Below are 24,404 nucleotides of genomic sequence, written 5' to 3'. Positions count from 1 at the left end.
AAGCCGCTTACATAAGTCATCAGTTTTCCTATACGCCGTCCGAGCCGGAAAACGGTTCCGGGCGGCGTTTTCGCAAGAAGAGACCTATTTCATGGTATCAGCAGCAGAACAAATGGCGGCGAACACCAGCTGGGCCGCGCTCGGCAAGGCCACTGATCTGCGCAACCGCATCCTGTTCACGATCGGACTTTTGATTGTCTATCGTCTGGGCACCTGGATTCCCGTGCCGGGAATCGACACCGATGCATTGCGCCAGTTCATGGATTCAGCGGGGCAGGGCATTGGCGGCATGGTGTCGATGTTCACCGGCGGCGCGCTTGGGCGCATGGGCATCTTTGCCCTCGGGATCATGCCCTATATTTCGGCCTCCATTATCGTGCAGTTGCTGACCTCCATGGTGCCCGCGCTCGAACAGCTGAAAAAAGAGGGCGAGCAGGGTCGCAAGAAGATCAACCAGTACACCCGCTACGGCACCGTGCTGCTGGCCACCGCACAGTCCTACGGTCTGGCCGCCTCGCTTGAGGCCGGCGACCTGGCGCTCGATCCCGGGCTGTACTTCCGTCTGGCCTGCATGATCACCCTGGTGGGCGGCACCATGTTCCTGATGTGGCTGGGTGAGCAGATCACCAACCGCGGCATCGGCAACGGCATCTCCCTGATCATCTTCGTCGGCATCATCGCCGAGGTTCCCGCCGCGATGGCGCAGTTCTTCGCCTCCGGTCGCTCCGGTGCGATCTCGCCGGCGGTCATCATCGCGGTGATCGTGATGGTGGTGGCTGTCATCATGTTCGTGGTGTTCATGGAGCGCGCCCTGCGCAAGATCCACATCCAGTACCCGCGTCGTCAGGTGGGCATGAAGGTCTATGACGGGGGCTCCTCGCACCTGCCGGTCAAGGTCAACCCGGCGGGCGTGATCCCGGCGATCTTTGCCTCCTCGCTGCTGCTCTTGCCGACCACGATCTCCACCTTCAGCCAGGGCTCTGCCACCAGCCCGGTGATGAGCTGGCTCTTGGCGAACTTCGGTCCCGGTCAGCCGCTCTATCTGCTGTTCTTTACCGCGATGATCGTGTTCTTTGCCTATTTCTACACCTTCAACGTCTCCTTCAAGCCGGATGACGTGGCGCAGAACCTGAAGAACCAGAACGGCTTTGTGCCCGGCATCCGTCCCGGCAAGAAGACTGCGGAATACATCGAATATGTGGTGAACCGCATCCTGGTTCTGGGCTCCGGCTACCTGGCGCTTGTCTGTCTGCTGCCCGAGGTCCTGCGCGCCAACTTTGCCATTCCGGTGTATTTTGGCGGCACCTCGGTGCTGATTGTGGTCTCCGTGACCATGGACACCATCCAGCAGGTTCAGAGCCATCTCCTCGCGCATCAATACGAAGGCCTCATCGAGAAGAGCCAGCTGCGCGGGCGCAACAAGAAACGCACCAAACGGGGGCCCGCACGTCGATGACCAATATCATTCTCCTGGGCCCGCCGGGCGCCGGCAAGGGTACGCAGGCCAGCCATCTGGTCGAAAGCCGCAACATGACCCAACTGTCCACCGGTGACATGCTGCGCGCGGCACAGTCCTCCGGCACGGAAATGGGCAAGAAGGTCGCGGCGATCATGGCCGAAGGCAAGCTGGTCACCGACCAGATCGTGATCGGCCTGATCCGCGAACGCCTGCAGGAAGGGTCCAAGGGCGGCTTCATCTTCGACGGCTTCCCGCGCACGCTGGCGCAGGCGGACGCGCTGGAGAAACTGCTGGCGGACATGGATCTGAAACTCGACGCGGTGATCGAGATGCAGGTCGATGACGAGGTGCTGGTCAAGCGCATCGTCAACCGCGCCGAGGAAGCCCGCGCCGCCGGCAAGGAAGCGCGCGCGGACGACAACGAGGAATCGGTCCGTATTCGCCTGATGGAATACTACAAGAAGACCTCGCCGCTGATCGGCTACTACTGGGCCAAGGGCAATCTGCAACGGCTGGACGGCATGGCCTCCATCGACGAGGTGCAGAAATCCATCGCCTGGATCCTGGGCGATTGATCCCCGCATCCAGCACGGAACGTTCTGACAACAGGCCGCCCCCGGGCGGCCTGCTTTGTAATCGGGCAGGGGGCAGGTCGCGGCAGAATATCGCGAAGCCCGCAGCCAGCCGCGCCGGATGCTGGTTTGAGGGTTGACCCATCCGCCAATTCCAAATACGAACCGACATCCCTGCTGGGAATCATTCCAGGCGGGCAATTTGCGTTGTCCACCTGACCACCTCGAGACATGCTGGACCCTCTGGCCTCACTGCCACGGTCAAGTGTTGTGAAAAAAGGTTCTGGAGTTACGGAACCGCAACCAAAAAGGAAAGTGACACGTGGCACGTATTGCCGGCGTTAACATCCCGACTGCCAAACGGGTTCCGATCGCCCTGACCTATATCACGGGTATCGGTCCTGCCTCCGCCAAAGCCATCTGCGAGGCCGTGAACATCGACGCAACCCGTCGTGTGAACGAACTCTCCGACGCAGAAGTTCTGGCCATCCGCGAGCACATCGACGCGACCTACACCGTCGAAGGTGACCTGCGTCGTGAAGTGCAGATGAACATCAAGCGCCTGATGGACCTGGGCTGCTACCGTGGCCTGCGCCACCGTCGCAACCTGCCGGTTCGTGGTCAGCGCACCCACACCAACGCTCGTACTCGCAAAGGCCCCGCAAAGGCCATTGCCGGTAAGAAGAAGTAAGGGAGGGTCTGACCAATGGCACGTGATAAAACCCGCGTTAAACGCAAGGAACGCAAGAACATCGCCTCCGGTGTTGCGCATGTGAATTCCTCGTTCAACAACACCAAGATCCTGATCTCCGACGTTCAGGGCAATGCGATCTCCTGGTCCTCCGCTGGCACCATGGGCTTCAAGGGCTCCCGTAAGTCCACGCCCTATGCTGCGCAGATGGCTGCCGAGGACGCAGGCCGCAAGGCACAGGATCACGGCGTAAAGACGCTTGAGGTCGAAGTTCAGGGCCCCGGTTCGGGTCGTGAATCCGCCCTGCGCGCGCTGGCCGCGATCGGCTTCAACATCACCAACATCCGTGATGTGACCCCGATCGCCCACAACGGCTGCCGCCCGCCGAAGCGCCGCCGCGTCTAAGCGACACCCAGAAAAACAGGGGCCTTGCCACGCGCAGGGCCCCCGTTCGTCATTAGAAACCTCGGGCGTCTGATCCTTTGGACATGGGGACCAGACAGGAATGGAGGGAACGCATGATCCATAAGAATTGGGCAGAATTGATCAAGCCCACGCAGCTTGAGGTGAAACCGGGCAACGACCCGGCACGTCAGGCAACGCTTGTGGCGGAACCGCTGGAGCGTGGCTTTGGTCTGACGCTCGGCAACGCACTGCGCCGCATCCTGATGAGCTCGCTGCAAGGCGCTGCCATCACATCCGTTCAGATCGACAACGTGCTGCACGAGTTTTCCTCCGTGGCCGGTGTTCGTGAAGACGTCACAGACATCATCCTGAACCTCAAGCAGGTGTCCCTGCGCATGGAAGTCGAAGGGCCCAAGCGCCTGTCGATCAATGCCAAGGGTCCGGCCGTCGTCACCGCAGGCGACATTGCCGAAACCGCTGGCATCGAGGTTCTGAACCGCGAGCACGTCATCTGCCACCTCGACGATGGTGCGGATCTGTTCATGGAGCTGACCGTCAACACCGGCAAAGGCTATGTCTCTGCCGACAAGAACAAGCCCGAGGACGCACCGATCGGTCTGATCCCGATCGACGCAATCTATTCCCCGGTCAAGAAGGTCTCCTACGACGTTCAGCCCACCCGTGAGGGCCAGGTGCTGGATTATGACAAGCTGACCCTCAAGGTTGACACCGACGGCTCCATCACGCCCGAGGACGCGCTGGCGTTTGCGGCCCGCATCCTGCAGGACCAGCTGTCGATCTTCGTGAACTTCGACGAGCCGGAATCCGCAGGCCGTCAGGACGAGGACGATGGTCTCGAGTTCAACCCGCTTCTGTTGAAGAAAGTGGACGAACTGGAACTGTCCGTACGTTCGGCAAACTGCCTCAAGAACGACAACATCGTCTATATCGGCGATCTGATCCAGAAAACCGAAGCCGAGATGCTCCGCACCCCGAACTTCGGCCGCAAGTCCTTGAACGAGATCAAGGAAGTGCTGTCTGGCATGGGTCTGCACCTCGGTATGGACGTCGAGGACTGGCCGCCGGACAACATCGAAGAGCTGGCCAAGAAATTCGAAGACAGCTTCTAAGCTGGACTTTCGATCCGGAGGGGGCTAAGGCCCCCTTCAAAATTCCCGGACCTGCCGGGGAATGAAGGCGAGAAAGGCTCCGGTGGAGCGTTTCGACCCTGAATGGGCCTTCCGCCCCAAGGTGAGCAGCCGACACGCATCAGCTGCCTGACAAAGCAAAACGCAAGTTAAAGGATATAGAAAATGCGTCACGCACGTGGTTATCGCCGCCTGAACCGTACTCACGAGCACCGTAAGGCCCTGTTCTCCAACATGGCTGGCTCGCTGATCGAACACGAACAGATCAAGACCACCCTTCCGAAAGCAAAGGAACTGCGTCCGATCATCGAAAAGATGATCACGCTGGCAAAGCGCGGCGACCTGCACGCCCGCCGTCAGGCCGCGTCCAAGCTGAAACAGGAAAAGGACGTCGCGAAACTGTTCGAAGTCCTGGGCCCGCGCTACAAGGATCGTCAGGGCGGTTACGTCCGCATCCTGAAAGCCGGTTTCCGTTACGGTGACATGGCACCGATGGCGATCATCGAATTCGTCGACCGCGACCTCAACGCCAAAGGCGCAGCCGACAAGGCCCGCCTGGCGGAGCTGGAAGCCGTCGAAGACGAAGAATAAGATCTCGCGGTCATCTGACCGACGGACTTTCCCCCGCTCTGGCAACAGGGCGGGGTTTTTCTTTGGGCTGCAGGCAAAACTGCGGCATACTCGCGGGCATTCACGTGTTGAGAGTTTGCCAGTGGGAGTTGTGTCATGCCCAAAGGGTTGGACAAGATAGAAGGTGATTTCAAAAAGCTGTTGCCCAAGCTGAAGCCATTGACCAAGGCGGATGCGCTGAAGCAGCTCAAATCCATTACCCTTGCGCTCAATACATGCTGGGATCGGGAGGACGACCTGCGCGCCGCACTCGCCGCCGCCCGCGAGAACGGCCACGCCGGCAAATCGGTGTCCGAGCTCGACAAGGACCGCGGCTTCAAATCCGCGCGGGTGCTGTGGGAAAAGGCAGTGGCGGCGCAGAAGAAAGAGCTGACCGCGCTGGCGCAGATGACCGTCGCCGCCAAGTCTGCGCAAAAGGACATCGACAGCCTCGCCAAGCTGACGGAAAAGGAGGCCAAGGCCGCCGCCAAGGGCTCTGCCGACAAGAAGGCCGCGGAGGCGCTGGCGGCGCGGCTGGGAGCGGCCGGAAAAGAGCTGGCCTCGGTGGTCAAATGTGAGGGCAAGCTGAAGCCAGCCGAAAAGTTCTATGCGCTTCAGTACAAGAAGATCCTCGACAAGATGATCAAGGACGCAGGCAAGGAGGCCACCGCGGAGGCCGATCTGCCCAAGCTGCTGGACGCGGCCCAACTGAAGCGCAACGGCGCCCGGATCAAGAAGCTGCTCGGCGAGATCCTTGCCGCGCACAAGAAAGGCAGCGCCCTCGCAGAAACCGATGCGCGGGGGGCCGAAGGCCAACTGAAGACCGGCGCCCGAAAACTGAAAGACCTGAAAAAACTGGTCGGAGATTATCAGAAGGCGCGCAAGAAATGCGTCAAGGACATCAAGGCGGCGGACAACAGCAAGACGCTGACCGATCTCCTCGACGGTTTTGACAAATCTCTGAAGCTTGCAGACCTCAAGATCCGGGAGCTGGCCAGCACGGTGGAAAAATCGACCGCCTGACGCCCCGGCCTATGCGATCCGCATCAGTCCGCCGCCTTTTTCACAAACTGGCTCTTGAGGCCCATCTGGCCGATGCCCGGCACCTTGCAATCAATGTCGTGATCGCCGTCAACAAGACGGATGCCGCGCACCTTGGTGCCGACTTTGACGACACTCGATGATCCCTTGACCTTGAGGTCCTTGATCACCGTCACCGTGTCGCCGTCGGTCAGGATGTTGCCGACACTGTCGCGCACCACGGCGGCGTCCTCTTCGGCGGTGGCGGACCATTCGTGGCCGCATTCCGGGCAGACCAGCAGCGCGTCCATCTCGTAGGTGTAGACGGAGGCACAGGCGGGGCAGGGGGGCAGGGTCTCGGGCATCAGCGGGCTCACTTGACAAAGGGGATGGGGTTCAGGGCGGCTGCATGGTGCCGCCCTTCAAGGCGCAGGTGCAGCCCGTCGGCGGCCTCGGCGAGATCCGCGCGGATCAGCGCGTGGCCGATGGTGGTGCCGAGGCGGGGGGAGTAGGCAAATTCGGTCACATGGCCCACCTGCGCGTCGCCCTGCCACAGTGGCACCGGACTGCCCGGCAGGGGCGGCGTGTCGGCGATGGTCAGACCAACCCGCTGGCGCGCGGGCGGTTCCGCCGCCAGGCGCGACAGGGCGGCGCGGCCGACAAAGTCATGCCCGCTGTCGAGGTCGATCAGCGGACCAAATCCCATCTCGAACGGCGTGGCGCGCGTGTCCTGCCAGCGCATGTCGGCGCCATAGGAAATCAGGCCGCTCTCCAGCCGTTCGATGTCGTTGGGAGCGCCGGGGCCGATGTCAAAGGGCACGCCCGCCGCCTTGACCCGATCCCAAAGGTCCAGCCCACGGCTGCGGTCTTGCAGGTAGAGTTCAAATCCGCCCTGCTTGGACCAGCCCGAGCGCGCCAGCACCAGCGGAATGCCGTCAAGCTCCGTCTGGCGGAAGCCGAAATAGCGCAGCTCGCGCACCCAGTCGCCGAACAGTGCGGCGGTGACATCGGCGGCCTTTGGCCCCTGGATCGCCAGCGGCGAGACATCGGGCTCGCGCACCTCCACCGCCCAGCCGCGCTCGCGCCCGATGGCGGCGGCCCAGAGGTGGATGTCGCTGTCGGCCACCGAGAGCCAATAGCGATCCTCCGAGAGCTTCAGCAGCACCGGGTCATTGATCAGCCAGCCGGCATGATCGCACAGGGGCACATAGCGTCCCTGACCGACCCTGGTCTTGGACAGGTCGCGTGGCGTCAGATATTGCGCCAGCCGTCCGGCGTCCGGTCCCTGCAACTCCACCTGCCGCTGTGCCGCCACGTCCCACATGGCGACACCATTGATGAGCCGGTCGTATTCGCCCGCCGGGTCGCCGAAATTGCCGGGAATATACATGTGATTGTAGACCGAAAACCCGCGCACCCCGTCGCGCACTGTGGCGTCGAAATAGGCGGATTTCCGGATGTTGGGTCCGATCGCGATCGAAAACGTCATGGGCACTCCCCGGGCATGGCACATCATCTGTGTCCTGCATTCCACCCGGGCAGCGCAAGCGCAAGGGGATTTGCCGCGTCCCGGCTCAGACCTCGCGCGGGTCGTCCAGATACATGCGCCAATTGTGCTGCGGATCAAAGCCCAGCATCCGTTCCGCCTTGCGGATCGAATAGAAGGTCTCGCGCGCGCCCATCTCCCGGGCGGGGACGCCCTCGTAATAATGGGTGATGATCTCCGAGGTGGAGAGGTTCACGGAATGATCGCGATTGGCGACGTTGAAGATCTGATACCCCAGCCCGTCCGCCTCGAGGCATTTCTGCACCATATGGCCCAGATCCCGGGCGTCGATATAGGCAAAGATATTGCGCCGCCGCATGTCCGGATCGGCCATATAGGCGGGGAAGTTCGCCTTGTACTCATGCGGCTCGATCACATTGTTGATGCGCAGCCCGTAGATGTCGGCGCCGGTACGGCGTTGAAAGCTCTGCGCGGCGTGCTCGTTGGCCACTTTGGACATGGCATAGGCGTCCTCGGGCACCACCGGGTGATCCTCGTCGATGGGCAGATACTCCGGCAGGCGCTCCCCGCCCGCAAAACAGATCCCGTAGGTGGTTTCCGAGGAGGCAAAGATCACCTTGTGCACGCCAGCCTTGAGCGCTGCGTCGATCACATTGTAGGTGCCCACCGTATTGATCCGGTAGCATTCGTTGTCCGAGGTCATCAGCAGGCGCGGCACGGCGGCAAAATGCACCACCGCGTCAAAGCGGGGCGGGCTGCGGTGGCTTTCCATCTCGTCATATCCGGCCCAGGCGTGCATCACGTCATGCATCTGGCCGGCATCGGTCATATCAGCGATGCGGTTGTCGACCCCCGGCAGGTCGAGCGGCTTGAGATCCACATTGACCACCCGATGCCCCTGCGCCAGCAGATAGGCGATGGCGTGACGTCCGGCCTTGCCGGAGCCGCCGGTGAACAGAATGCGCATTGTGAGCCTCCTCATTATCCTTGCGGGGGAGGATAGTGGTGATCCGGGCAAGGTCCAGTCGAAGATGTCGACATCTCGACCGTTGTTTTCTGCAATGCAGCGGCCTATCACGGAGGCACCCCATCACCGAGGATCCACCATGCGCAGCGCCGCCCCAAAGCCCCTGTTGACCGCCTTCGACCTGCAAGGTCTGGTTTTTGGCGTGGTGATGTGTTCGCTCGGCGTGGTGTTCCTCAAGGCTGCCGGGCTGGTGACCGGGCAGACCGCGGGCATCGCGCTGCTGCTCTCTTATGTGTTGCCGCTGGGGTTCGGGCCGCTGTTCTTTGCCATCGGCGTGCCGTTCCTGATCCTCGCCTGGACGAGACGCGGCGCGGTCTTTGCTCTGCGCACGGTGATGGTGGTTCTGGGGATCTCCGCCGGGGCGCAGATCCTGCCGCACTACCTGAGCTTTGATGCGCTGCACATCGGCGTTGCGGCGCTCTTGGGTGGGGCCTGCAGCGGGGCCGGGCTGATCGCGATCTTTCGCCACAATGCCTCTGCCGGTGGCATGACCATTCTCGGCATCATCATCGAGCACCGCACCGGGTTCAAGGCCGGCTGGTTCCAACTGGGCGTCGACGCCTGTGTCTTTGCCGCCTCGGCGCTGGTGCTGTCACCTGAACAGCTGATCTATTCCTTTATCGGCGCGATGATCACGAACCTCTGCATCGTGTGGAATTTCGACGTCGCCCAAAGCGGCACCGGGCGCCCCGGCTATGGGCGCGCCACGCCGAAAGAGCCTAGCGCCGACTGAAGGCAAGGATGATCTGTCGCGCCTGACGCTGGAACAGGCCGGGCCCTTTGGGGGCGCCACCGGTGGCCTCAACCTCGGCGATCACGCGCCGCGCAAGCCAGATTGCAAAAACCCCAAAGATCACACCGCCCACCGCCTGACCGATCAATGCGCCGGGGGCGCCATAAAGATGCACGCCGAGCCACACCAGCGGGATGGTCCCGATGGTATTGCGCCCCCAGTTCAGCCAGGTGGAGTTGAACGGGCGGCCAAGGTTGTTGAAGCTGGCATTGGCCACAAAGATCGCTCCGTTAAAGAAGAACGCCAGCGCAAGCGGGCCGCAAAACAGGTAGATCAGCGTGAGCGCGGTGCCGTCGGCGTCAAACAGTGCGTCAACATGCGTGCGCAGGGCAAACAGGATCGCCGTCATCACCGCCACAAAGATACCAGTGAACAGGAGCGCATCCCAAAACGCGCGCCGCACACGGGCAAAATTCCCCGCGCCGTAGTTCTGTCCGACAATTGGCCCCACGGCACCCGACAGCGCAAAGATGGTGCCAAAGGCCAGCGGCGACATCCGGGCGATAATCGCCATGCCCGCCACCGCATCCTCGCCAAACTCCGCCATGGCGCGGGTGACAAAGGCCTGTCCGACCGGGGTGGCCAGCTGCGTGAGAATCGCCGGAAATGAGATCGCAAAGATCGGCGCAAGCCCGGCGATAAACAGCGACAGCGGCGGGCGCTCCAACCCGCCGTGGTGGCGAAAGATCGGCCCCAAGGCAAAAACCGCAACCGCCACGCGCGAGGCCGCACTGGCAAGGGCCGCGCCGGTCAGTTCCAGATTGAGGCCAAAGATCAGGATCGGGTCCAGCACCGCATTGACCAGCCCTCCGGCAATGGTTGCCATCATGGCGCGGCGCGCATCGCCATGGGCGCGCAGGATCGCCCCTCCCGCCATCCCCATCAACAGCAGCGGCAAGGTCGGCACGATGATTTGCAGATAGTCCACCGCAAGATCATGCGCCCGTCCTCTGGCCCCCAGAAGCGACACCAGCGGCGAGAGGTAAATCCAGATCACCACGGCAAAGAGAGCCGAGAAGACCCCGCCCCATATCAAGGCGTTAGAGGCCTGCTGCCGGGCCAGGACATGATCCCCCGCGCCCAGGGCCCGCGCCACCAACGCACCTGCCGCAATGGCAATCCCGATGTTGAATGAGGTGGTGAAAAACAGGATCGCACCGGCATAGCCCACGGCCGCCGCCAGCTCTTCTTTGCCGAGCATGGCGATAAAGACCATGTCGATGAAATCCACCGCAAATACCGCCATCAAGCCCACCGAGGAGGTGAGCGACATCACCGTGATATGGCGCAGCAAATTGCCCTTGAGAAACTTGGCCTGTTGCATGTGCGGATCTCCGTCATCCTGGTTTTTGCGGAGCATCCGCTGGTCCTATCTAGTCACACGGCGCGCAGGTACAATCACCTTGCGCTGGCAAACAGCTGCGTTTGGGGATCGACAGGGGCGCGAATCTTCGCTAGCGTCCGGCGCATGACCCAACAGTTCGCCCAGTTCTGGTATTACTTTTATCCGCGCCACATGGCGGACGGAGGGTCTTCGCGTTTCTGAATTGAACTGACAGAAACACCAGAACACCGCACCAAACCGCCCCGGGACCAAGGGCGGTTTTTTGTTGTCCAGAGGTCCAGACGGGGCACCCGCCAAAGGAAAGCCCCGATGACAACGCTCTCTGCAACCCCGACAAATGACCTCCGGATTACCGATATGCAGGAATTGATCTGCCCCGAAGCCCTCGCGGTGAAACACCCACTGACCGATGCCGCGCGCGAGACCGTCCTGTCTGCACGCGCCAGCATTCAAAAGATCCTGCATGGAGCGGATGACCGGCTGGTCGTGGTGGTTGGCCCCTGTTCCATCCACGACCCGGAGGCCGCCCTGGACTACGCCCGCCGCCTCGCGCCGCTGCGCGCCGAGCTGGGCGATGAGCTGGAGATCGTGATGCGGGTCTACTTTGAAAAACCCCGCACCATTGCAGGCTGGAAGGGGCTGATCAACGACCCCAACCTCGACGGATCTTTCCGCATCAACAAGGGCTTGTCGATTGCTCGCAAACTCTGCCTTGACCTGAGCGAGATGGGCCTGCCGGTGGGGACCGAATTCCTCGATGCGGCGGTGCCGCAATACATCAGCGACCTGGTCAGCTGGGCCGCGATTGGCGCCCGCACCACCGAGAGCCAGATCCACCGCGAGATGGCCTCGGGCCTGAGCTGCCCGGTGGGGTTCAAGAACGGCACCCGCGGCAATGTGCAGATCGCCATCGACGCGGTGCGCTCTGCGGCCACACCGCATCATTTCATGGCGCTGGCGCCCTCGGGCCTTGCGGCGATTGCGGCCACCGCTGGCAACCCCGATTGCCATATCATCCTGCGCGGGGGCGGTGGCACCAACTATGACGCGGCCAGCATCGATGCCGCCTGCCAAAAGGCCGCAGCCGATGGCATCCGCCCGCAGGTCATGATCGACGCAAGCCATGCCAATTCCGCCAAAGACCCGGCCAAACAGCCCGAGGTGCTTGCGGATGTGGCCGGTCAGATGGCGCAGGGCGAGGCCCGCATCACCGGCATCATGATCGAGAGCCACCTCGAACACGGCCGTCAGGATCTGCCCAAGGACGGGGATCTGTCGGCCCTCACCTACGGTCAGTCGATCACCGACGGCTGCATCGGCTGGGAGGAAACCGAGGCCGAGCTGCGCAAACTGGCGCAGGCGGTCCAGACCCGCCGCACCCTCGGCGCGCGCCTTGCTGGCTGAGACCGGATCAAAACGAAACGGGGCGGTGCACTGCCGCCCCCCTTCATCTTCTAACCCAAAATATCCCGGGGTGAACTGACCGCAGGTCAGGAGGGGCAGCGCCCCTCAAGCCCCGGTTTTTCTGCACATGCTTGCAATCCCCTGCGCACCTTCGCATATCATCAGGACCAAAATAACGTCCCGGAGGCCCCATGATCCGCAGTCTTGCCCTTCCCCTGACCCTCGCTCTGGTGACCAGCCTGCCGCTTGCAGCGCAGGCAGAGACCAAAGTCCCGCAGAGCCAGACCGAGATTTCACTGGGGTTTGCGCCACTGGTCAAAGAGGCCGCACCGGCGGTTGTGAATATTTACGCCAAGATCATCCGACAGGACCGCGCCCGCAGCCCCTTTGCGGATGATCCGTTCTTTGATGATTTCTTTCGCCAGTTTGCCCAGCCGCGCCCAAGGGTGCAGAACTCGCTCGGTTCTGGCGTGATCCTCTCCGAGGATGGCATCGTGGTCTCAAACTATCACGTCGTGGGCGAGGCATCCGATATCCGCGTGGTGACCAATGATCGGCGCGAGTATCAGGCCGAGGTGATCCTTGCGGATCAGGCGTCCGATCTGGCGATCTTGCAGTTGAAGGACGCCGAAGGCTTGCCATTCCTTGGCCTGCGCAACAGCGATGAGGTCGAGGTGGGCGAGCTGACCCTAGCCATCGGCAACCCCTTTGGGGTGGGGCAGACGGTGTCCTCGGGCATTATCTCGGGCCTTGCGCGCACGGGCACTGGCGGCGGGCAGGGGTTTGGCTATTACATCCAGACCGACGCGCCGATCAATCCGGGCAACTCTGGTGGGGCCTTGATCGATGTGAATGGCGATCTCATTGGCATCAACACCCGCATCCTCAGCCGCTCGGGCGGCTCCAACGGCATTGGCTTTGCCATCCCGGCCAATCTGGTGCGCGAATTTGTGCGTCAGGCGCGTGAGGGCGAAGGCGAATTTCAGCGCCCGTGGGCAGGGATGACGGGCCAGCCGGTGGATTCCGATCTGGCCGAGGCGCTGGGCCTCGGGCAGGTGGATGGGATGCTGATCTCCGAGCTGCATCCGCAAAGCCCCTTTGTAGAGGCGGGTTTTGAGGTGGGCGATGTGGTGCTGGCCGTGGATGGCGAGCCGGTGAACTCGCCCTCCGAGATGGCCTTTCGCCTGTCGGTGGCGGAACTGGGCGGCACCAGCACGGTGACGCGGGTGCGTCAGGGCGACACCGAGACCGTTGAGGTGGCGCTGATGGAAGCGCCCAACTCTCCGGCTGCTGATCCGATCACGCTGAACGAGCAAACCCCGATGCCGGGGCTGGTGGTGGGGCAGGTGAACCCGCAGGTCATCACCAAGATGCAGCTGCCGCTGTCGACCGAAGGCGTGGTGGTGATGGACCCCGGCCCCTATGCCGGGCGCGGCGGCGTGCGCGCGGGGGATCTGTTGCTGGCCATCAATGGCGAGGAGATCACAGCGCCCGAAGATGTGGCGAACCTTTTGATGAACAGTGGCCGCTGGATGCGGCTGGATCTGCTGCGACAGGGCCAGCGCGTGTCGCTTCGGTTCCGGCTGTAAAGCGATGGCGGATCTGTTTGACAGCGGGGAGGCGGGCGCTCAGCGCGATCACGATGCGGCCAATGACGCTCCGCGCCCGCTCGCGGACCGGTTGCGGCCCCGCACGCTTGCCGAGGTGATCGGGCAGGAGCAGGTCTTGGGCGTAGAGGCACCGCTGGGGGTGATGCTGGCCTCCGGGGCGCTGTCGTCGCTGATCTTCTGGGGGCCGCCGGGGGTGGGCAAGACCACCATCGCGCGGCTGTTGGCGCAGGAGACGGATCTGCATTTTGTGCAGATCTCGGCCATTTTCACCGGTGTGCCGGACCTCAAGAAGGTGTTTGAGGCGGCCAAGATCCGGCGCCAGAACGGGCAAGGCACGCTGTTGTTCGTCGACGAGATCCACCGTTTCAACAAGGCGCAGCAGGACGGGTTCCTGCCGCATATGGAGGATGGCACCATCCTTTTGGTGGGGGCCACGACGGAAAACCCGAGCTTTGAGCTCAATGCCGCCGTGTTGTCGCGTTCGCAGGTTTTGGTGCTGGAACGTCTGAGCCTTGCGGATCTGGAGCGGCTGACGCAGCGCGCGGAACAGGCGCTGGAGCGCCGCTTGCCGCTGTTGCCCGAGGCGCGCGATGCGCTGCATCAGATGGCCGATGGCGACGGGCGGGCGCTCTTGAACCTGATCGAGCAGGTCGCGGCCTGGAAGGTGGAGCAGCCCCTGGGCCGGGAGGCGCTGGCGACGCGGCTGATGCGGCGTGCGGCGAAATACGACAAATCCGGCGATGAGCATTATAACCTTATCTCGGCGCTGCATAAATCGGTGCGCGGTTCGGACCCGGATGCGGCCCTTTATTGGTTTGCGCGGATGCTGGAGGGCGGCGAAGACCCCAAGTATCTGGCGCGGCGTCTGACCCGGATGGCGGTGGAGGACATTGCGCTTGCCGACCCGCAGGCGCAGGCGATCTGCCTGCAAGCCTGGGACGCCTATGAGCGGCTTGGCTCTCCGGAAGGGGAGTTGGCGCTGGCGCAGGCGGTGATCTACCTTGCGCTCGCGCCCAAGACCAACGCGGGCTACATGGCCTATAAGGCGGCGCGACGTCTGGCCAAGGAGACGGGGTCAGAGCCGCCGCCCAAGCATATCCTCAATGCGCCGACCAAGCTGATGGAACAGCAGGGCTATGGCAAAGGCTATGACTATGACCACAACGCCGAGGATGGGTTTTCAGGGCAGAACTACTTTCCCGACGGGGTGAGGCGGCCTGTGCTCTATCAGCCGGTGGAACGCGGGTTTGAGCGCGAGCTGCGCAAGCGCACGGAGTTCTTTGCCAAGAAGCGCATCCAGCGCCAGGGAGAGTGATTCAGGTTTTGCGGACAAAACCTGAAGGCCTCCGGCGGGGATATTTCGCTAAGAAGCGGAAAGGCTCAGGCGGTGACCCGCACCCATGTGCCCATGCCCGCGGCGTGATGCGACAGCATATGACAGTGAAACAGCCAATCACCCGGGTTATGGGCCTGAAAGGCGATCTCGCGGGTTTCTCCGCGCAGCATCAACAGCGTGTCGCGCAACGGGCCGAGCGTACCATCCGGCAGGACCTCGGAAAAATGCATGCCGTGCAGATGCATGGCGTGCGGGAACTGGGTGTCGTTGACTATGCGGATGCGGATGGTCTCCCCCAGGCTTGCCGTGATTAGCGGGTCAATCGGGCGGCCTGCGGTGCCGTTGAAGGACCAGAACTGGCCCAATTGCGCGAGGTCCTGGCCGGTGAGGTTTTCGCCTTTGAAATTGGCGTTTTGCAGCCACGCCATCGCGCCGCCTTCGGTGATCAGATCGACGCTGCGGGCTGAATTCAGATCGATGGGAAAGTCGGGATTGGGCGGTAGCGCAGCGGGCGCGGTGCGGCGGGTGCGGGTGCCGGATGTCACCGGAAAGCGGGCCAGCTCATAGCCGCCATCGCGCTCAAACTGGACGAGAAATGCGTCCTCGCCAGCCTTGGCAGTCACGTCGACAAACAGATCAATGCGCTGGGCGGGGGCGAGGACAAGCTGGTCTGGCAGCGGCATCGGCATGGCCAGTGGCATGCCGTCATAGGCCATCACCCAGCCCTCAAGCCCTTGTAGTCCGAGGGTGAAGATACGCGCATTGGCGCTGTTGATGAGGCGCAGGCGCAGGCGCTCGCCGGTTTTGACGGGGTGGTCCGCCACCATCTTGCCGTTGCACAAGAGCACGTTGCCCATGCGGCCCGCGTGCGACAGATCATGCGGGGCATTGAACGTGGTCTCGACTGCGGCCTCGGCCGTGACACGCAGGTCGTCGATCACCAGCGGCAGGTCCTGATCCACATCCGGCGCATCCGGTTCCTCGACGATCAACATGCCTTGCAGGCCGCGTTCGACCTGTTCCACCGATTGCGCGTGGGAATGGTACCAGTAGCTGCCCGCATCTGGCAGGGCGAAATCATAGGTGAAGGTCTCACCGGGCTGGATCGGGTCCTGCGTGACGCCGGGCACCCCGTCCATGGCGTTATCGATGCGGATGCCGTGCCAATGGAGGCTGGTGGGCTGCGGCAGGCGGTTTTCGACTTCGGCCACCAGCCGCGCGCCCTGTTTCAGGCGCAGGGTCTCGCCCGGCATGGTGCCGTTGACGCACCACAGATCCGTGGCCGGGTAGTTCGGCGGGGCGATCTGTTGCGATGCCGGTGCAAGCGTCAGGCGGTGCGGCGCCGCCTGTGCCAGCCGGGGCAGGGCGGGCAGCAGGGGCAGCGTGGCAAGGGTGCTGAGGAACTGGCGGCGGCTTGGTGTCATCGGCGGGGCTTTCTCTGGTTTTGCCGCAGAGGGTAGAGGGCGCAAGCGTGGGCGCAAAGACTTCCACCCACTGGAAGCTGACGCGTTTGTGAAAGGGCCCGGGGGCGCCGCAGGACTGCCGTCGCGCTCTGCATGCGGTGCAGAGCGGCCAATCGCGCGGAAAACTTGACATCCCCAGCCGCCCGCGCGAAGGGAGCGGGCATGTTGATAACCGTGTTGAATGTGGCGCTGGGCGGCGCGATCGGGGCAAGCTGCCGCTACCTCGTGGGGGTGGGCGTGCTGCGCATGCTCGGGCCGACCCCGTTTCCGCTGGGGGTGCTGGGGGTGAATATCCTTGGCTCTGCCCTGATGGGCGCCTTTGTGGTCCTGACGGCGCATAAGGGGCTGACGCATCTGTCGCCCTTTGTGATGACCGGCGTTCTGGGCGGTTTCACCACGTTTTCGGCCTTCTCGCTGGAGGCGGTTACCTTGTTCGAGCGCGGGGCCTACGGGCAGGCCGCGCTTTATATTGGCCTCTCCGCAGGCCTGTCTATTGCAGCCCTTGCCCTTGGCATGATGGCGGCCAGAGGAGTGCTGACATGAGCGGCGTGCAGATGATCACCGTCACCGAAGACGACGGCGGCCAGCGGATCGACCGCTGGTTGCGGCGGCTTTTCCCGCATGTAAACCAAGGCCGCATCGAGAAGATGTGCCGCAAGGGCGAGCTGCGTCTGGACGGGGGCCGTGTGAAGGCCAACACCCGCGTAGAGGCCGGACAAGTGGTGCGGGTGCCGCCGCTGGCCGAGAGCGACATGAAACCGGCCGAGGCGCGCCCGGTGAAGATCTCGGATGCCGACGCCAAGATGATTCGCGATTGCGTGGTCTACAAGGACGACGATGTTCTGGTGATCAACAAACCGGCGGGGCTGGCGGTGCAGGGTGGCTCTGGCACCACCAAACACGTCGATGGCCTCTCGGAAGCACTGCGTTTTGACGCCGAGGACAAGCCGCGGCTGGTGCATCGTCTGGATAAGGACACCTCCGGCCTGCTGGTGTTGGCGCGCAACCGCAAGGCGGCGCAGGGGCTGACCGCAGCCTTTCGCCACAAGAACACCCGCAAGATCTACTGGGCCTTGGTCGCAGGCGTGCCGACGCCCTACCTCGGCGAGATCAAGACCGGGTTGGTGAAGGCACCGGGGCACGGCAAATCCGGCGAGGGGGAAAAGATGATCCCGGTTGATCCGCGCGACGTGGATGCCACGCCCGGGGCCAAACGTGCGCATACCTATTATGCCACCCTCTACCGCGTGGCGAGCCGTGCGAGCTGGGTCGCGATGGAGCCTGTGACGGGCCGCACCCACCAGCTGCGGGCGCATATGGCGGGCATGGGGCATCCGATCATTGGCGATGGCAAATATGGCGGCTCCAGTCAGGAAAACCTCGGCGATGGCTGGGGCGCGCAAATCGGCGGTCTGATCTCGAAGAAACTGCACCTGCACGCGCGCCGTTTGCAGTTCGAACACCCCGTCACCGGCAAAGTGGTGACGGTAACCGCTGCGCTGCCGGATCATATGAAAGAGAGCTGGGACACCTTTGGCTGGACCGAGGATCTGGCCGCCGACGATCCCTTTGAGACGCTGTTTTGACCTCTGCGCTAAAGCTCATTCTGTTTGATGTGGACGGGACCCTGGTGGACAGTCAGGGGACGATCGTGTCTTGCATGAATGAGGCCTTTGCAGGGGCTGGGGTGGTGCCGCCCTCACGCGCGGCGATCCTGTCCATCGTGGGGCTGTCGCTGTCGCAGGCGATGACGCGTTTGGCGGCGGATCAGTCCGCGCAGGTTCAGGACGCGTTGGTCGAGGGCTACAAACAGGCCTATCAGGCGGCGCGGCTGCGCGAGGGCGCGGCGCATTCGCCGCTCTATCCCGGGGCGCGGGCGGCGCTGGATGCGCTGCATGCGGTGCCGGAGTACATCCTTGGTGTGGCCACCGGCAAATCCCAGCGCGGATTGGACGCGCTGATCGAGGGGCATGATCTGGGAATGTTCGTCACCCGTCAGGTGGCCGATCATCATCCCTCCAAGCCGCATCCGTCGATGATCCTCACGGCGATGTCGGAGACGGGCATCCCGCCTGCCGACACGGTGATGATTGGCGACACCACATTTGACATGGAGATGGGCCGCGCCGCCGGGGTGACGACCATCGGCGTGGACTGGGGCTACCATGCGGCTGCGCATCTGGGGGCGGATCACCTGCTGGCGGAGTTTGCCGCGCTGCCGGATCTGTTGCGCCGGATCTGGCCGGACTGAGCCTGCCGCGACCACGCCCGAGACGAAGAAGGACGGACCGAGATGAGTGAATGGAAACAGAAGCGATTCTGGAAAGAGGTGAGCGTCGAGGAAGACGGCGCGGGTTTTGCCGTGGCGCTGGACGGGCGGCGCGTGAAAACACCGGCAAAAACCGCGCTGGTGGTGCCGACCCGGGCGCTGGCTGAGGCGATTGCCGCAGAGTGGGACGCGCAGGAAGACCAGATCGACCCGCTGTCGATGCCCAACACGCGGTCGGCCAATGCGGCGATCGACAAGGTGGCGGTACAGTTTGCCGAGGTCGCCGATATGCTGGCGGAATACGGCGACAGCGATCTGTTGTGCTACCGCGCCGAAAGCCCCGAGGGGCTGGTCGCCCGTCAGAGCGAATCTTGGGATGCGGCGCTGGATTGGGCCGAGGCTGCGCTGGGCGCACGCCTGCTGCCGCGCGCTGGCATCCTGCATGCGCCGCAAGACGGGGCTGCGCTGGAGGTGCTGCGCAAACGGGTGCATCAAATGACGCCGTTTCAGCTCGCGGCGTTTCACGATCTGGTGGGGTTGACCGGCTCCTTGATCCTGGGGTTCGCCACGGCTGCGAACTGGCGCTCCTTGGATGAGATCTGGGAAATCTCGCGCATCGACGAGCGCTGGCAAGAGGAGCTCTGGGGCCCGGATGACGAGGCGCAGGCGATCGAGGCGCAGAAGAAACAAGCCTTTGTGCACGCCGCCGGTTTCTACGCGCGGGTTTGATTCCCGGCGCCAGTCCCGGCTCCATTCCCGGCCACAAACCGGCGCAAGGCGGCGCGAAGCAACGGGTTTGTGGCCATGGCGGGGCGTCAGGCCGGAAAATCTCCGCGCAACAATCCTGCTATAAATCCGGCCCTGGCGAAGTTTGTCGCATTCCTCACCGCAATATTCGCAAAGTTAGCGCCCAAAATAAAGCAGCGCCCCGGGGCTCAGGGTGAAAAGCCCATTGAAACCGGTGATCCTACCCTTGACGTTCGTTGATGAATCCGCCCAAACTCGGCATCGAAAACGGGGGCGAACCCTGTTTCAAACAGCCCGCACCGTGACGGGTGGGCTATAAAGAACCACCAAACTCAGGTGGATAGTCAGGAAGAGGTAAACATGAACACATCCGTATTCTTTGGCGCGCTGACCGTGGCCGGTCTCGCAGCCGGTGCAGCCGCTGCCGGCACGCTGGACGACGTCAAGGCACGTGACAAGCTGAACTGCGGCGTCACCACCGGTCTCGTCGGGTTCGCAGCGCCGAATGCAAACGGCGAATGGGAAGGCTTCGACGTCGCGGTCTGCCGCGCTGTCGCCGCTGCCGTGCTGGGCGATTCGAGCAAGATCGAATTCGTTCCGACCACCGGCAAGACCCGCTTCACCGCGCTGGCGTCGGGCGAAATCGACATGCTGGCCCGCAACACCACCTGGACCTTCAGCCGCGACGTCGACCTGAAGTTCGAATTCGTCGGCGTGAACTACTACGACGGTCAGGGCTTCATGGTGCCCAAGGAGCTGGGCGTGTCCTCCGCGAAGGAACTGGACGGCGCCACCGTCTGCATCCAGACCGGCACCACCACCGAGCTGAACCTGGCGGACTTCTTCCGCTCCAACAACATCAGCTACGAGCCGGTTCCGATCGAAACCAACGCCGAAGCGCAGCAGCAGTATCTGGCTGGCGCCTGTGACGTCTACACCACCGACGCGTCCGGCCTGGCGGCCACCCGCGCGACCTTCGACGATCCGACCGCGCATGCGATTCTGCCGGAGATCATCTCCAAAGAGCCGCTCGGCCCGCTGGTCCGCCACGGCGACCACGAGTGGGGTGACGTTGTGCGCTGGACCCTCAACGCGATGGTCGCGGCAGAGGAACTGGGCGTGACTTCCGCCAACCTCTCCGAGATGGCGTCCGGCACCGACAACCCGGAAATCAACCGTCTGCTCGGCACCGAAGGCAACCTGGGCGAGATGCTCGGCCTGGACGCCGACTGGGCCGCAAAAGCCCTGTCCGTGGGCGGCAACTACGGTGAGGTCTTTGCCAAGAACATCGGTGAAGACACTCCGATCGGTCTCGCACGTGGCCTGAACGCCCAGTGGACCGATGGTGGCCTGCTCTACGCACCGCCGTTCCGTTAAGTTTAGCAACCGGAAAGGGCGCGGGGGATACCTCGCGCCCTTTTCCAAAGTTTATAACGAATTCTGCGGCCAGACACAGAGCGGGGCAAACCTCGCCGGGATGACTGGAACCGCAGGCCTCGGGGATCCCTACATATGTCGATTTTGACTGACCCGCCGAAAGAGAGTTTTCGGCCGTCGATGCTGATTTACGACACCCGTTACCGGTCAATGACCATTCAGGTCATTGCCTTGATCGGGTTTCTCATCCTGGTGGGATGGCTTATCAGCAATACTGCACAAAACTTGGCCGAACTGGGCAAAGAACCCAGCTTTGGCTTCCTGTCCGAGCCAGCCGGCTATGACATCAACCAGCGATTGCTGGACTACGACAACCAGAACAGCCATTTCCGCGCTGCCCTGATCGGGCTGCTGAATACCTTGCTGGTGGCGTTTCTGGGCTGCATCACCGCGACAATCCTGGGTGTGATCATCGGCGTTCTGCGCCTGTCCTCCAACTGGCTCATCGCGCGGTTGATGACCATTTACGTGGAAATGTTCCGCAACGTGCCGGTGCTCTTGTGGATTGTGTTCATCATGGCGATCCTGATCGAGTCGCTCCCCGCGCCGCGGGACTTCAGAGGGGACACGCCTGAAGCGACGATGAACGTCTTTGACAGCGTGGCGGTGACCAACCGCGGGGTCTACGTGCCCGAACCGCTGTTCCACAATTCGCTCGGCAATATCCATTTGTTTGGCGATGCGGCCGTGCGGTTTGATATCTCGCTCGATCTGGTGGCCTTTCTGATCGTGCTGGGGGGTAGCCTGTTTGCCTCCACCAAGATCCGGATCTGGGCCGACAAGACACAGGAGGCGACGGGGCTTCGGCCAACAACCTGGCATATGCGCAGCGCCGTGGTGATCCTGCCTTCGCTGCTGCTGCTGGTGCTTCTGGGTTTCCACCTCGGATACCCTGCGCTGAAAGGGTTCAATTTCCAGGGTGGCATTCATATGCGCAACTCCCTGATTGCCCTGTGGCTGGCACTGTCGCTCTACACGGCTGCGTTCATTGCGGAAATTGTCCGTGCGGGGATTCTCGCGATCTCCAAGGGGCAGACCGAGGCGGCCTCCGCCCTCGGGTTGCGCCCGAAGCGGATCATGAACCTGGTGGTTCTGCCGCAGGCACTGCGCGTCATTATCCCGCCGCTGATCTCCAACTATCTGAACCTGACCAAGAACTCCTCGCTCGCGATCGCTGTGGGCTACATGGATCTGACCGGGACCCTGATGGGGATCACCATGAACCAGACCGGGCGTGAGCTGGAAACCGTGATGCTGGGCATGCTCGTCTATCTGACGATCAGCCTTGTGATCTCTGGCTTCATGAACTGGTACAACAATCGCGTCAAACTGGTGGAGCGGTAAGATGAGTGACATTTCGTTCGTTCGCAGGGAAATGCTTCCGCCGAAAGATCCGCCGGCCAGCGAAGTCGGGGTGGTTGGCTGGATCCGGGCCAATCTGTTTTCCGGTTGGCTCAACTCGGTGCTGACCATTGCCTCGCTCTACTTCATCATTCGGGTGCTTATGGGGCTGCTGGGCTGGGCTGTCGTGCCCACTTGGTCTGCCACCTCGCTGACCGAATGCCGATCGATCTTTGAGGAACTGGGCCGGCACGGACATAATGCCGGTGCGTGTTGGGGGGTGATCTCCGAACGCTGGAACCAGCTGTTGTTCGGGTTCTACCCGCGCGAGTTGCAGTGGCGACCTGTGCTGGACTTCCTGCTACTCGGGGTGGCGCTGGCGCCGGTATTGTTCTCCGATAAGGTGCCGGCAAAGCTGATCTACTTCACCGCCATCTACCCGTTCGTGATGCCCTGGTTGTTGTGGGGGGGCACGATCTGGACGCCGGTGGCCGTCGCGCTTGGTTTTGTGATTGCCTATGCCATCTTCAAGATGCTGGCAGAGAAGACCTCGGAGCTCATCGCGATGATCGCCTCGGTGGTCGTGGCGTTGGTTTGGTGGCTGTTTCTGGCATCGCTGTTCTCGTCTGCCCTGGCAGCGGTGATCCCGCTGGCACTGGAGCCGGTGGAGTCGCGTCAGTTCGGGGGCTTCATGCTGTCGATCACGATCGGTGTTGTGGCCATTGGCCTGTCCTTGCCGATCGGGATCGTGCTGGCGCTGGGGCGTCAGTCGGACCTCTTGATCGTGAAGACGCTCTGCGTGGGCTTTATCGAGTTCATCCGCGGCGTGCCGCTGATCACGCTGTTGTTCGTGGCCTCGACGCTTCTGAACATCTTCATGCCGCCGGGGACCAACTTTGACATCATCATGCGGGTCTTCATCATGGTGACGCTCTTCGCTTCCGCCTATATGGCTGAGGTGATCCGGGGCGGTCTCGCGGCGCTGCCAAAAGGTCAGTACGAGGGAGCCGACAGTCTGGGCCTAAACTACTGGCAGGCGCAGCGGCTGATCATCATGCCGCAGGCGTTGAAGATCTCCATTCCGGGCATCGTCTCCACCTTCATCGGCGTTTTCAAGGACACCACCCTTGTGTCGGTCATCGGTTTGTTTGACCCGCTGAACCTGACAAACGCCATCCGTGCTGACGCGGACTGGAATGGTCTTGTGTGGGAGCTTTACGGCTTCATCGCGCTGCTGTTCTTCGTCTTTTGCTTCGGCATGTCCCGCTATTCCATGTATCTGGAGCGCAAACTCCAGACTGGCCACCGTTAAGGAGTTCAACATATGTCTGAACTTGCTCTCGACCGAGAAATCGACCGCTCCAAGATGAAAGTCTCGGATGAGGTCGCCATCCAGATCACCGATATGAACAAGTGGTACGGCGCGTTTCACGTGCTGCGCGACATCAACCTGACGGTGAACCAAGGCGAACGTATCGTCATCGCGGGGCCTTCGGGCTCCGGCAAATCCACCCTGATCCGCTGCCTCAATGCGCTCGAAGAGCATCAGGCGGGCAAGATCCTGGTGGATGGCACGGAATTGTCGAATGATCTGAAGAACATCGACAAGATCCGCTCCGAGGTTGGCATGGTGTTCCAGCACTTCAACCTGTTCCCGCATCTGACCATTCTGGAAAACTGCACGCTGGCCCCGATCTGGGTGCGCAAGACGCCCAAGAAAGAGGCCGAAGAGCGCGCGATGCATTTCCTGGAAAAGGTGAAGATCCCCGAGCAGGCCGACAAATACCCCGGCCAGCTGTCCGGTGGTCAGCAGCAGCGGGTGGCGATCGCACGAAGCTTGTGCATGATGCCGCGGATCATGCTGTTTGACGAGCCGACCTCGGCGCTGGATCCGGAGATGATCAAGGAGGTGCTCGACACCATGATCGAGCTGGCCGAAGAAGGCATGACCATGCTCTGCGTGACGCACGAGATGGGCTTTGCCCGTCAGGTGGCGAACCGGGTGATCTTTATGGATGCCGGTCAGATCGTGGAGCAAAACGAGCCGGAAGAGTTCTTCAACAACCCGCAGAGCGAACGCACCAAGCTGTTCCTCAGCCAGATCCTCGGTCACTGAGACCTGTTGTCAAATTGAGAAAAGGCCGGGCGATGCCCGGCCTTTTCGCTTGTTTATGGGGTGTGAGGGGGCGCTGCCCCCTTTTGGGCCCTGCGGGCCCGACCC

The 24,404-nt window shown here is 62.5% G+C and carries 24 protein-coding genes; 19 read left to right on the top strand and 5 right to left on the bottom strand.

Going from position 1 to position 24,404, the window contains the following annotated elements; genetic code table 11:
* Window positions 1-91: 91 nt before the first annotated feature.
* From secY to MHM97_RS15540, 7 genes are all read left to right on the top strand, one after another.
* Entirely contained in the window at window positions 92-1,456 is a 1,365-nt protein-coding gene (gene secY / locus MHM97_RS15570; RefSeq protein WP_239323284.1) for a preprotein translocase subunit SecY, read from the top strand.
* Entirely contained in the window at window positions 1,453-2,034 is a 582-nt protein-coding gene (locus MHM97_RS15565; protein WP_239323283.1) for an adenylate kinase, read from the top strand. The genes secY and MHM97_RS15565 overlap by 4 nt, the downstream gene beginning before the upstream one ends.
* Window positions 2,035-2,353: 319 nt before the next feature.
* Window positions 2,354-2,722, top strand: coding sequence for a 30S ribosomal protein S13 (gene rpsM, locus MHM97_RS15560; protein ID WP_011537626.1), 369 nt, complete (start codon window positions 2,354-2,356; stop codon window positions 2,720-2,722).
* Window positions 2,723-2,737: 15 nt separating this feature from the next.
* Entirely contained in the window at window positions 2,738-3,127 is a 390-nt protein-coding gene (gene rpsK, locus MHM97_RS15555; protein WP_239323282.1) for a 30S ribosomal protein S11, read from the top strand.
* A gap of 113 nt (window positions 3,128-3,240) precedes the next feature.
* Window positions 3,241-4,257: a DNA-directed RNA polymerase subunit alpha gene (locus tag MHM97_RS15550; RefSeq protein ID WP_005621805.1), complete on the top strand. Its 1,017-nt coding sequence runs from the start codon at window positions 3,241-3,243 to the stop codon at window positions 4,255-4,257.
* 183 nt (window positions 4,258-4,440) lie between these two features.
* Window positions 4,441-4,866, top strand: a complete 426-nt coding sequence (gene rplQ / locus MHM97_RS15545) for a 50S ribosomal protein L17 (protein ID WP_239323281.1) — start codon at window positions 4,441-4,443, stop codon at window positions 4,864-4,866.
* Between the two features lie 135 nt (window positions 4,867-5,001).
* On the top strand, window positions 5,002-5,907 hold the full coding sequence (locus MHM97_RS15540; RefSeq protein WP_239323280.1) for a hypothetical protein: 906 nt from the start codon (window positions 5,002-5,004) through the stop codon (window positions 5,905-5,907).
* A gap of 23 nt (window positions 5,908-5,930) precedes the next feature.
* On the opposite strand, the gene MHM97_RS15535 is transcribed toward MHM97_RS15540, so the two are convergent.
* The 3 genes from MHM97_RS15535 to MHM97_RS15525 form a co-directional block, all read right to left on the bottom strand.
* Window positions 5,931-6,269: a zinc ribbon domain-containing protein YjdM gene (locus MHM97_RS15535; protein ID WP_239323279.1), complete on the bottom strand. Its 339-nt coding sequence runs from the start codon at window positions 6,267-6,269 to the stop codon at window positions 5,931-5,933.
* Between the two features lie 8 nt (window positions 6,270-6,277).
* A complete protein-coding gene (locus MHM97_RS15530) occupies window positions 6,278-7,393 on the bottom strand; it encodes a glycine cleavage T C-terminal barrel domain-containing protein (protein ID WP_239323278.1) in 1,116 nt (371 codons plus the stop codon).
* A gap of 85 nt (window positions 7,394-7,478) precedes the next feature.
* Window positions 7,479-8,378 carry an NAD-dependent epimerase/dehydratase family protein gene (locus tag MHM97_RS15525; protein ID WP_239323277.1) on the bottom strand — a complete coding sequence of 300 codons (900 nt, stop codon included), beginning with the start codon at window positions 8,376-8,378 and terminating at the stop codon, window positions 7,479-7,481.
* A 139-nt stretch (window positions 8,379-8,517) separates the two neighbouring features.
* Here MHM97_RS15525 and MHM97_RS15520 point away from each other — a divergent pair, with 139 nt between their 5' ends.
* Complete coding sequence (locus MHM97_RS15520; protein ID WP_239323276.1) at window positions 8,518-9,171, top strand: YitT family protein; 654 nt, start codon at window positions 8,518-8,520, stop codon at window positions 9,169-9,171.
* On the opposite strand, the gene MHM97_RS15515 is transcribed toward MHM97_RS15520, so the two are convergent.
* Complete coding sequence (locus tag MHM97_RS15515) at window positions 9,158-10,555, bottom strand: MATE family efflux transporter (RefSeq protein ID WP_239323318.1); 1,398 nt, start codon at window positions 10,553-10,555, stop codon at window positions 9,158-9,160. The two genes, MHM97_RS15520 and MHM97_RS15515, sit on opposite strands and share 14 nt — an antisense overlap.
* Window positions 10,556-10,885: 330 nt before the next feature.
* Between MHM97_RS15515 and MHM97_RS15510 the strand changes: the two genes are divergently transcribed.
* The 3 genes from MHM97_RS15510 to MHM97_RS15500 all read left to right on the top strand — a co-directional run bounded on the left by MHM97_RS15510 (window position 10,886) and on the right by MHM97_RS15500 (window position 14,905).
* Window positions 10,886-11,980, top strand: coding sequence for a 3-deoxy-7-phosphoheptulonate synthase (locus tag MHM97_RS15510; protein WP_239323275.1), 1,095 nt, complete (start codon window positions 10,886-10,888; stop codon window positions 11,978-11,980).
* A gap of 191 nt (window positions 11,981-12,171) precedes the next feature.
* Complete coding sequence (locus MHM97_RS15505; protein ID WP_239323274.1) at window positions 12,172-13,569, top strand: trypsin-like peptidase domain-containing protein; 1,398 nt, start codon at window positions 12,172-12,174, stop codon at window positions 13,567-13,569.
* 4 nt (window positions 13,570-13,573) lie between these two features.
* On the top strand, window positions 13,574-14,905 hold the full coding sequence (locus MHM97_RS15500; protein WP_239323273.1) for a replication-associated recombination protein A: 1,332 nt from the start codon (window positions 13,574-13,576) through the stop codon (window positions 14,903-14,905).
* A gap of 65 nt (window positions 14,906-14,970) precedes the next feature.
* On the opposite strand, the gene MHM97_RS15495 is transcribed toward MHM97_RS15500, so the two are convergent.
* On the bottom strand, window positions 14,971-16,350 hold the full coding sequence (locus MHM97_RS15495; RefSeq protein ID WP_239323272.1) for a multicopper oxidase family protein: 1,380 nt from the start codon (window positions 16,348-16,350) through the stop codon (window positions 14,971-14,973).
* Between the two features lie 201 nt (window positions 16,351-16,551).
* Between MHM97_RS15495 and crcB the strand changes: the two genes are divergently transcribed.
* From crcB to MHM97_RS15455, 8 genes are all read left to right on the top strand, one after another.
* Window positions 16,552-16,932 (top strand): fluoride efflux transporter CrcB, encoded by a 381-nt coding sequence (gene crcB, locus MHM97_RS15490; protein ID WP_239323271.1) that lies wholly within the window; start codon window positions 16,552-16,554, stop codon window positions 16,930-16,932.
* On the top strand, window positions 16,929-17,975 hold the full coding sequence (locus tag MHM97_RS15485; RefSeq protein ID WP_126136200.1) for an RluA family pseudouridine synthase: 1,047 nt from the start codon (window positions 16,929-16,931) through the stop codon (window positions 17,973-17,975). The genes crcB and MHM97_RS15485 overlap by 4 nt, the downstream gene beginning before the upstream one ends.
* Entirely contained in the window at window positions 17,972-18,640 is a 669-nt protein-coding gene (locus MHM97_RS15480; RefSeq protein WP_239323270.1) for an HAD-IA family hydrolase, read from the top strand. Before MHM97_RS15485 ends, MHM97_RS15480 begins: the two co-directional genes overlap by 4 nt.
* A 42-nt stretch (window positions 18,641-18,682) precedes the next feature.
* Window positions 18,683-19,387 carry an ATP12 family chaperone protein gene (locus MHM97_RS15475; protein ID WP_239323269.1) on the top strand — a complete coding sequence of 235 codons (705 nt, stop codon included), beginning with the start codon at window positions 18,683-18,685 and terminating at the stop codon, window positions 19,385-19,387.
* A gap of 378 nt (window positions 19,388-19,765) precedes the next feature.
* Window positions 19,766-20,782 (top strand): amino acid ABC transporter substrate-binding protein, encoded by a 1,017-nt coding sequence (locus MHM97_RS15470; protein ID WP_239323268.1) that lies wholly within the window; start codon window positions 19,766-19,768, stop codon window positions 20,780-20,782.
* 135 nt (window positions 20,783-20,917) lie between these two features.
* Window positions 20,918-22,186, top strand: coding sequence for an amino acid ABC transporter permease (locus MHM97_RS15465; RefSeq protein ID WP_239323267.1), 1,269 nt, complete (start codon window positions 20,918-20,920; stop codon window positions 22,184-22,186).
* A 1-nt stretch (window position 22,187) separates the two neighbouring features.
* Entirely contained in the window at window positions 22,188-23,495 is a 1,308-nt protein-coding gene (locus tag MHM97_RS15460; protein ID WP_239323266.1) for an amino acid ABC transporter permease, read from the top strand.
* A 12-nt stretch (window positions 23,496-23,507) separates the two neighbouring features.
* Window positions 23,508-24,299 carry an amino acid ABC transporter ATP-binding protein gene (locus tag MHM97_RS15455; protein WP_065322992.1) on the top strand — a complete coding sequence of 264 codons (792 nt, stop codon included), beginning with the start codon at window positions 23,508-23,510 and terminating at the stop codon, window positions 24,297-24,299.
* Window positions 24,300-24,404 lie beyond the last annotated feature (105 nt).

The organism is Epibacterium sp. Ofav1-8 (assembly GCF_022348185.1).
Classification (GTDB): domain Bacteria; phylum Pseudomonadota; class Alphaproteobacteria; order Rhodobacterales; family Rhodobacteraceae; genus Epibacterium.
This window is presented reverse-complemented; position numbering and strand designations above follow the sequence as displayed.

Bases quoted from the DNA above. Each gene is read 5' to 3' on its own strand.
- MHM97_RS15535 (WP_239323279.1), bottom strand. From the start codon at position 6,269: ATGCCCGAGACCCTGCCCCCCTGCCCCGCCTGTGCCTCCGTCTACACC.
- crcB (WP_239323271.1), top strand. From the start codon at position 16,552: ATGTTGATAACCGTGTTGAATGTGGCGCTGGGCGGCGCGATCGGGGCA.
- secY (WP_239323284.1), top strand. From the start codon at position 92: ATGGTATCAGCAGCAGAACAAATGGCGGCGAACACCAGCTGGGCCGCG.
- MHM97_RS15475 (WP_239323269.1), top strand. From the start codon at position 18,683: ATGAGTGAATGGAAACAGAAGCGATTCTGGAAAGAGGTGAGCGTCGAG.
- MHM97_RS15465 (WP_239323267.1), top strand. From the start codon at position 20,918: ATGTCGATTTTGACTGACCCGCCGAAAGAGAGTTTTCGGCCGTCGATG.
- MHM97_RS15500 (WP_239323273.1), top strand. From the start codon at position 13,574: ATGGCGGATCTGTTTGACAGCGGGGAGGCGGGCGCTCAGCGCGATCAC.
- rplQ (WP_239323281.1), top strand. From the start codon at position 4,441: ATGCGTCACGCACGTGGTTATCGCCGCCTGAACCGTACTCACGAGCAC.
- MHM97_RS15470 (WP_239323268.1), top strand. From the start codon at position 19,766: ATGAACACATCCGTATTCTTTGGCGCGCTGACCGTGGCCGGTCTCGCA.
- MHM97_RS15495 (WP_239323272.1), bottom strand. From the start codon at position 16,350: ATGACACCAAGCCGCCGCCAGTTCCTCAGCACCCTTGCCACGCTGCCC.
- MHM97_RS15540 (WP_239323280.1), top strand. From the start codon at position 5,002: ATGCCCAAAGGGTTGGACAAGATAGAAGGTGATTTCAAAAAGCTGTTG.
- MHM97_RS15485 (WP_126136200.1), top strand. From the start codon at position 16,929: ATGAGCGGCGTGCAGATGATCACCGTCACCGAAGACGACGGCGGCCAG.
- rpsK (WP_239323282.1), top strand. From the start codon at position 2,738: ATGGCACGTGATAAAACCCGCGTTAAACGCAAGGAACGCAAGAACATC.
- MHM97_RS15460 (WP_239323266.1), top strand. From the start codon at position 22,188: ATGAGTGACATTTCGTTCGTTCGCAGGGAAATGCTTCCGCCGAAAGAT.
- MHM97_RS15565 (WP_239323283.1), top strand. From the start codon at position 1,453: ATGACCAATATCATTCTCCTGGGCCCGCCGGGCGCCGGCAAGGGTACG.
- MHM97_RS15550 (WP_005621805.1), top strand. From the start codon at position 3,241: ATGATCCATAAGAATTGGGCAGAATTGATCAAGCCCACGCAGCTTGAG.
- MHM97_RS15525 (WP_239323277.1), bottom strand. From the start codon at position 8,378: ATGCGCATTCTGTTCACCGGCGGCTCCGGCAAGGCCGGACGTCACGCC.
- MHM97_RS15505 (WP_239323274.1), top strand. From the start codon at position 12,172: ATGATCCGCAGTCTTGCCCTTCCCCTGACCCTCGCTCTGGTGACCAGC.
- MHM97_RS15455 (WP_065322992.1), top strand. From the start codon at position 23,508: ATGTCTGAACTTGCTCTCGACCGAGAAATCGACCGCTCCAAGATGAAA.
- MHM97_RS15530 (WP_239323278.1), bottom strand. From the start codon at position 7,393: ATGACGTTTTCGATCGCGATCGGACCCAACATCCGGAAATCCGCCTAT.
- MHM97_RS15520 (WP_239323276.1), top strand. From the start codon at position 8,518: ATGCGCAGCGCCGCCCCAAAGCCCCTGTTGACCGCCTTCGACCTGCAA.
- MHM97_RS15510 (WP_239323275.1), top strand. From the start codon at position 10,886: ATGACAACGCTCTCTGCAACCCCGACAAATGACCTCCGGATTACCGAT.
- MHM97_RS15515 (WP_239323318.1), bottom strand. From the start codon at position 10,555: ATGCAACAGGCCAAGTTTCTCAAGGGCAATTTGCTGCGCCATATCACG.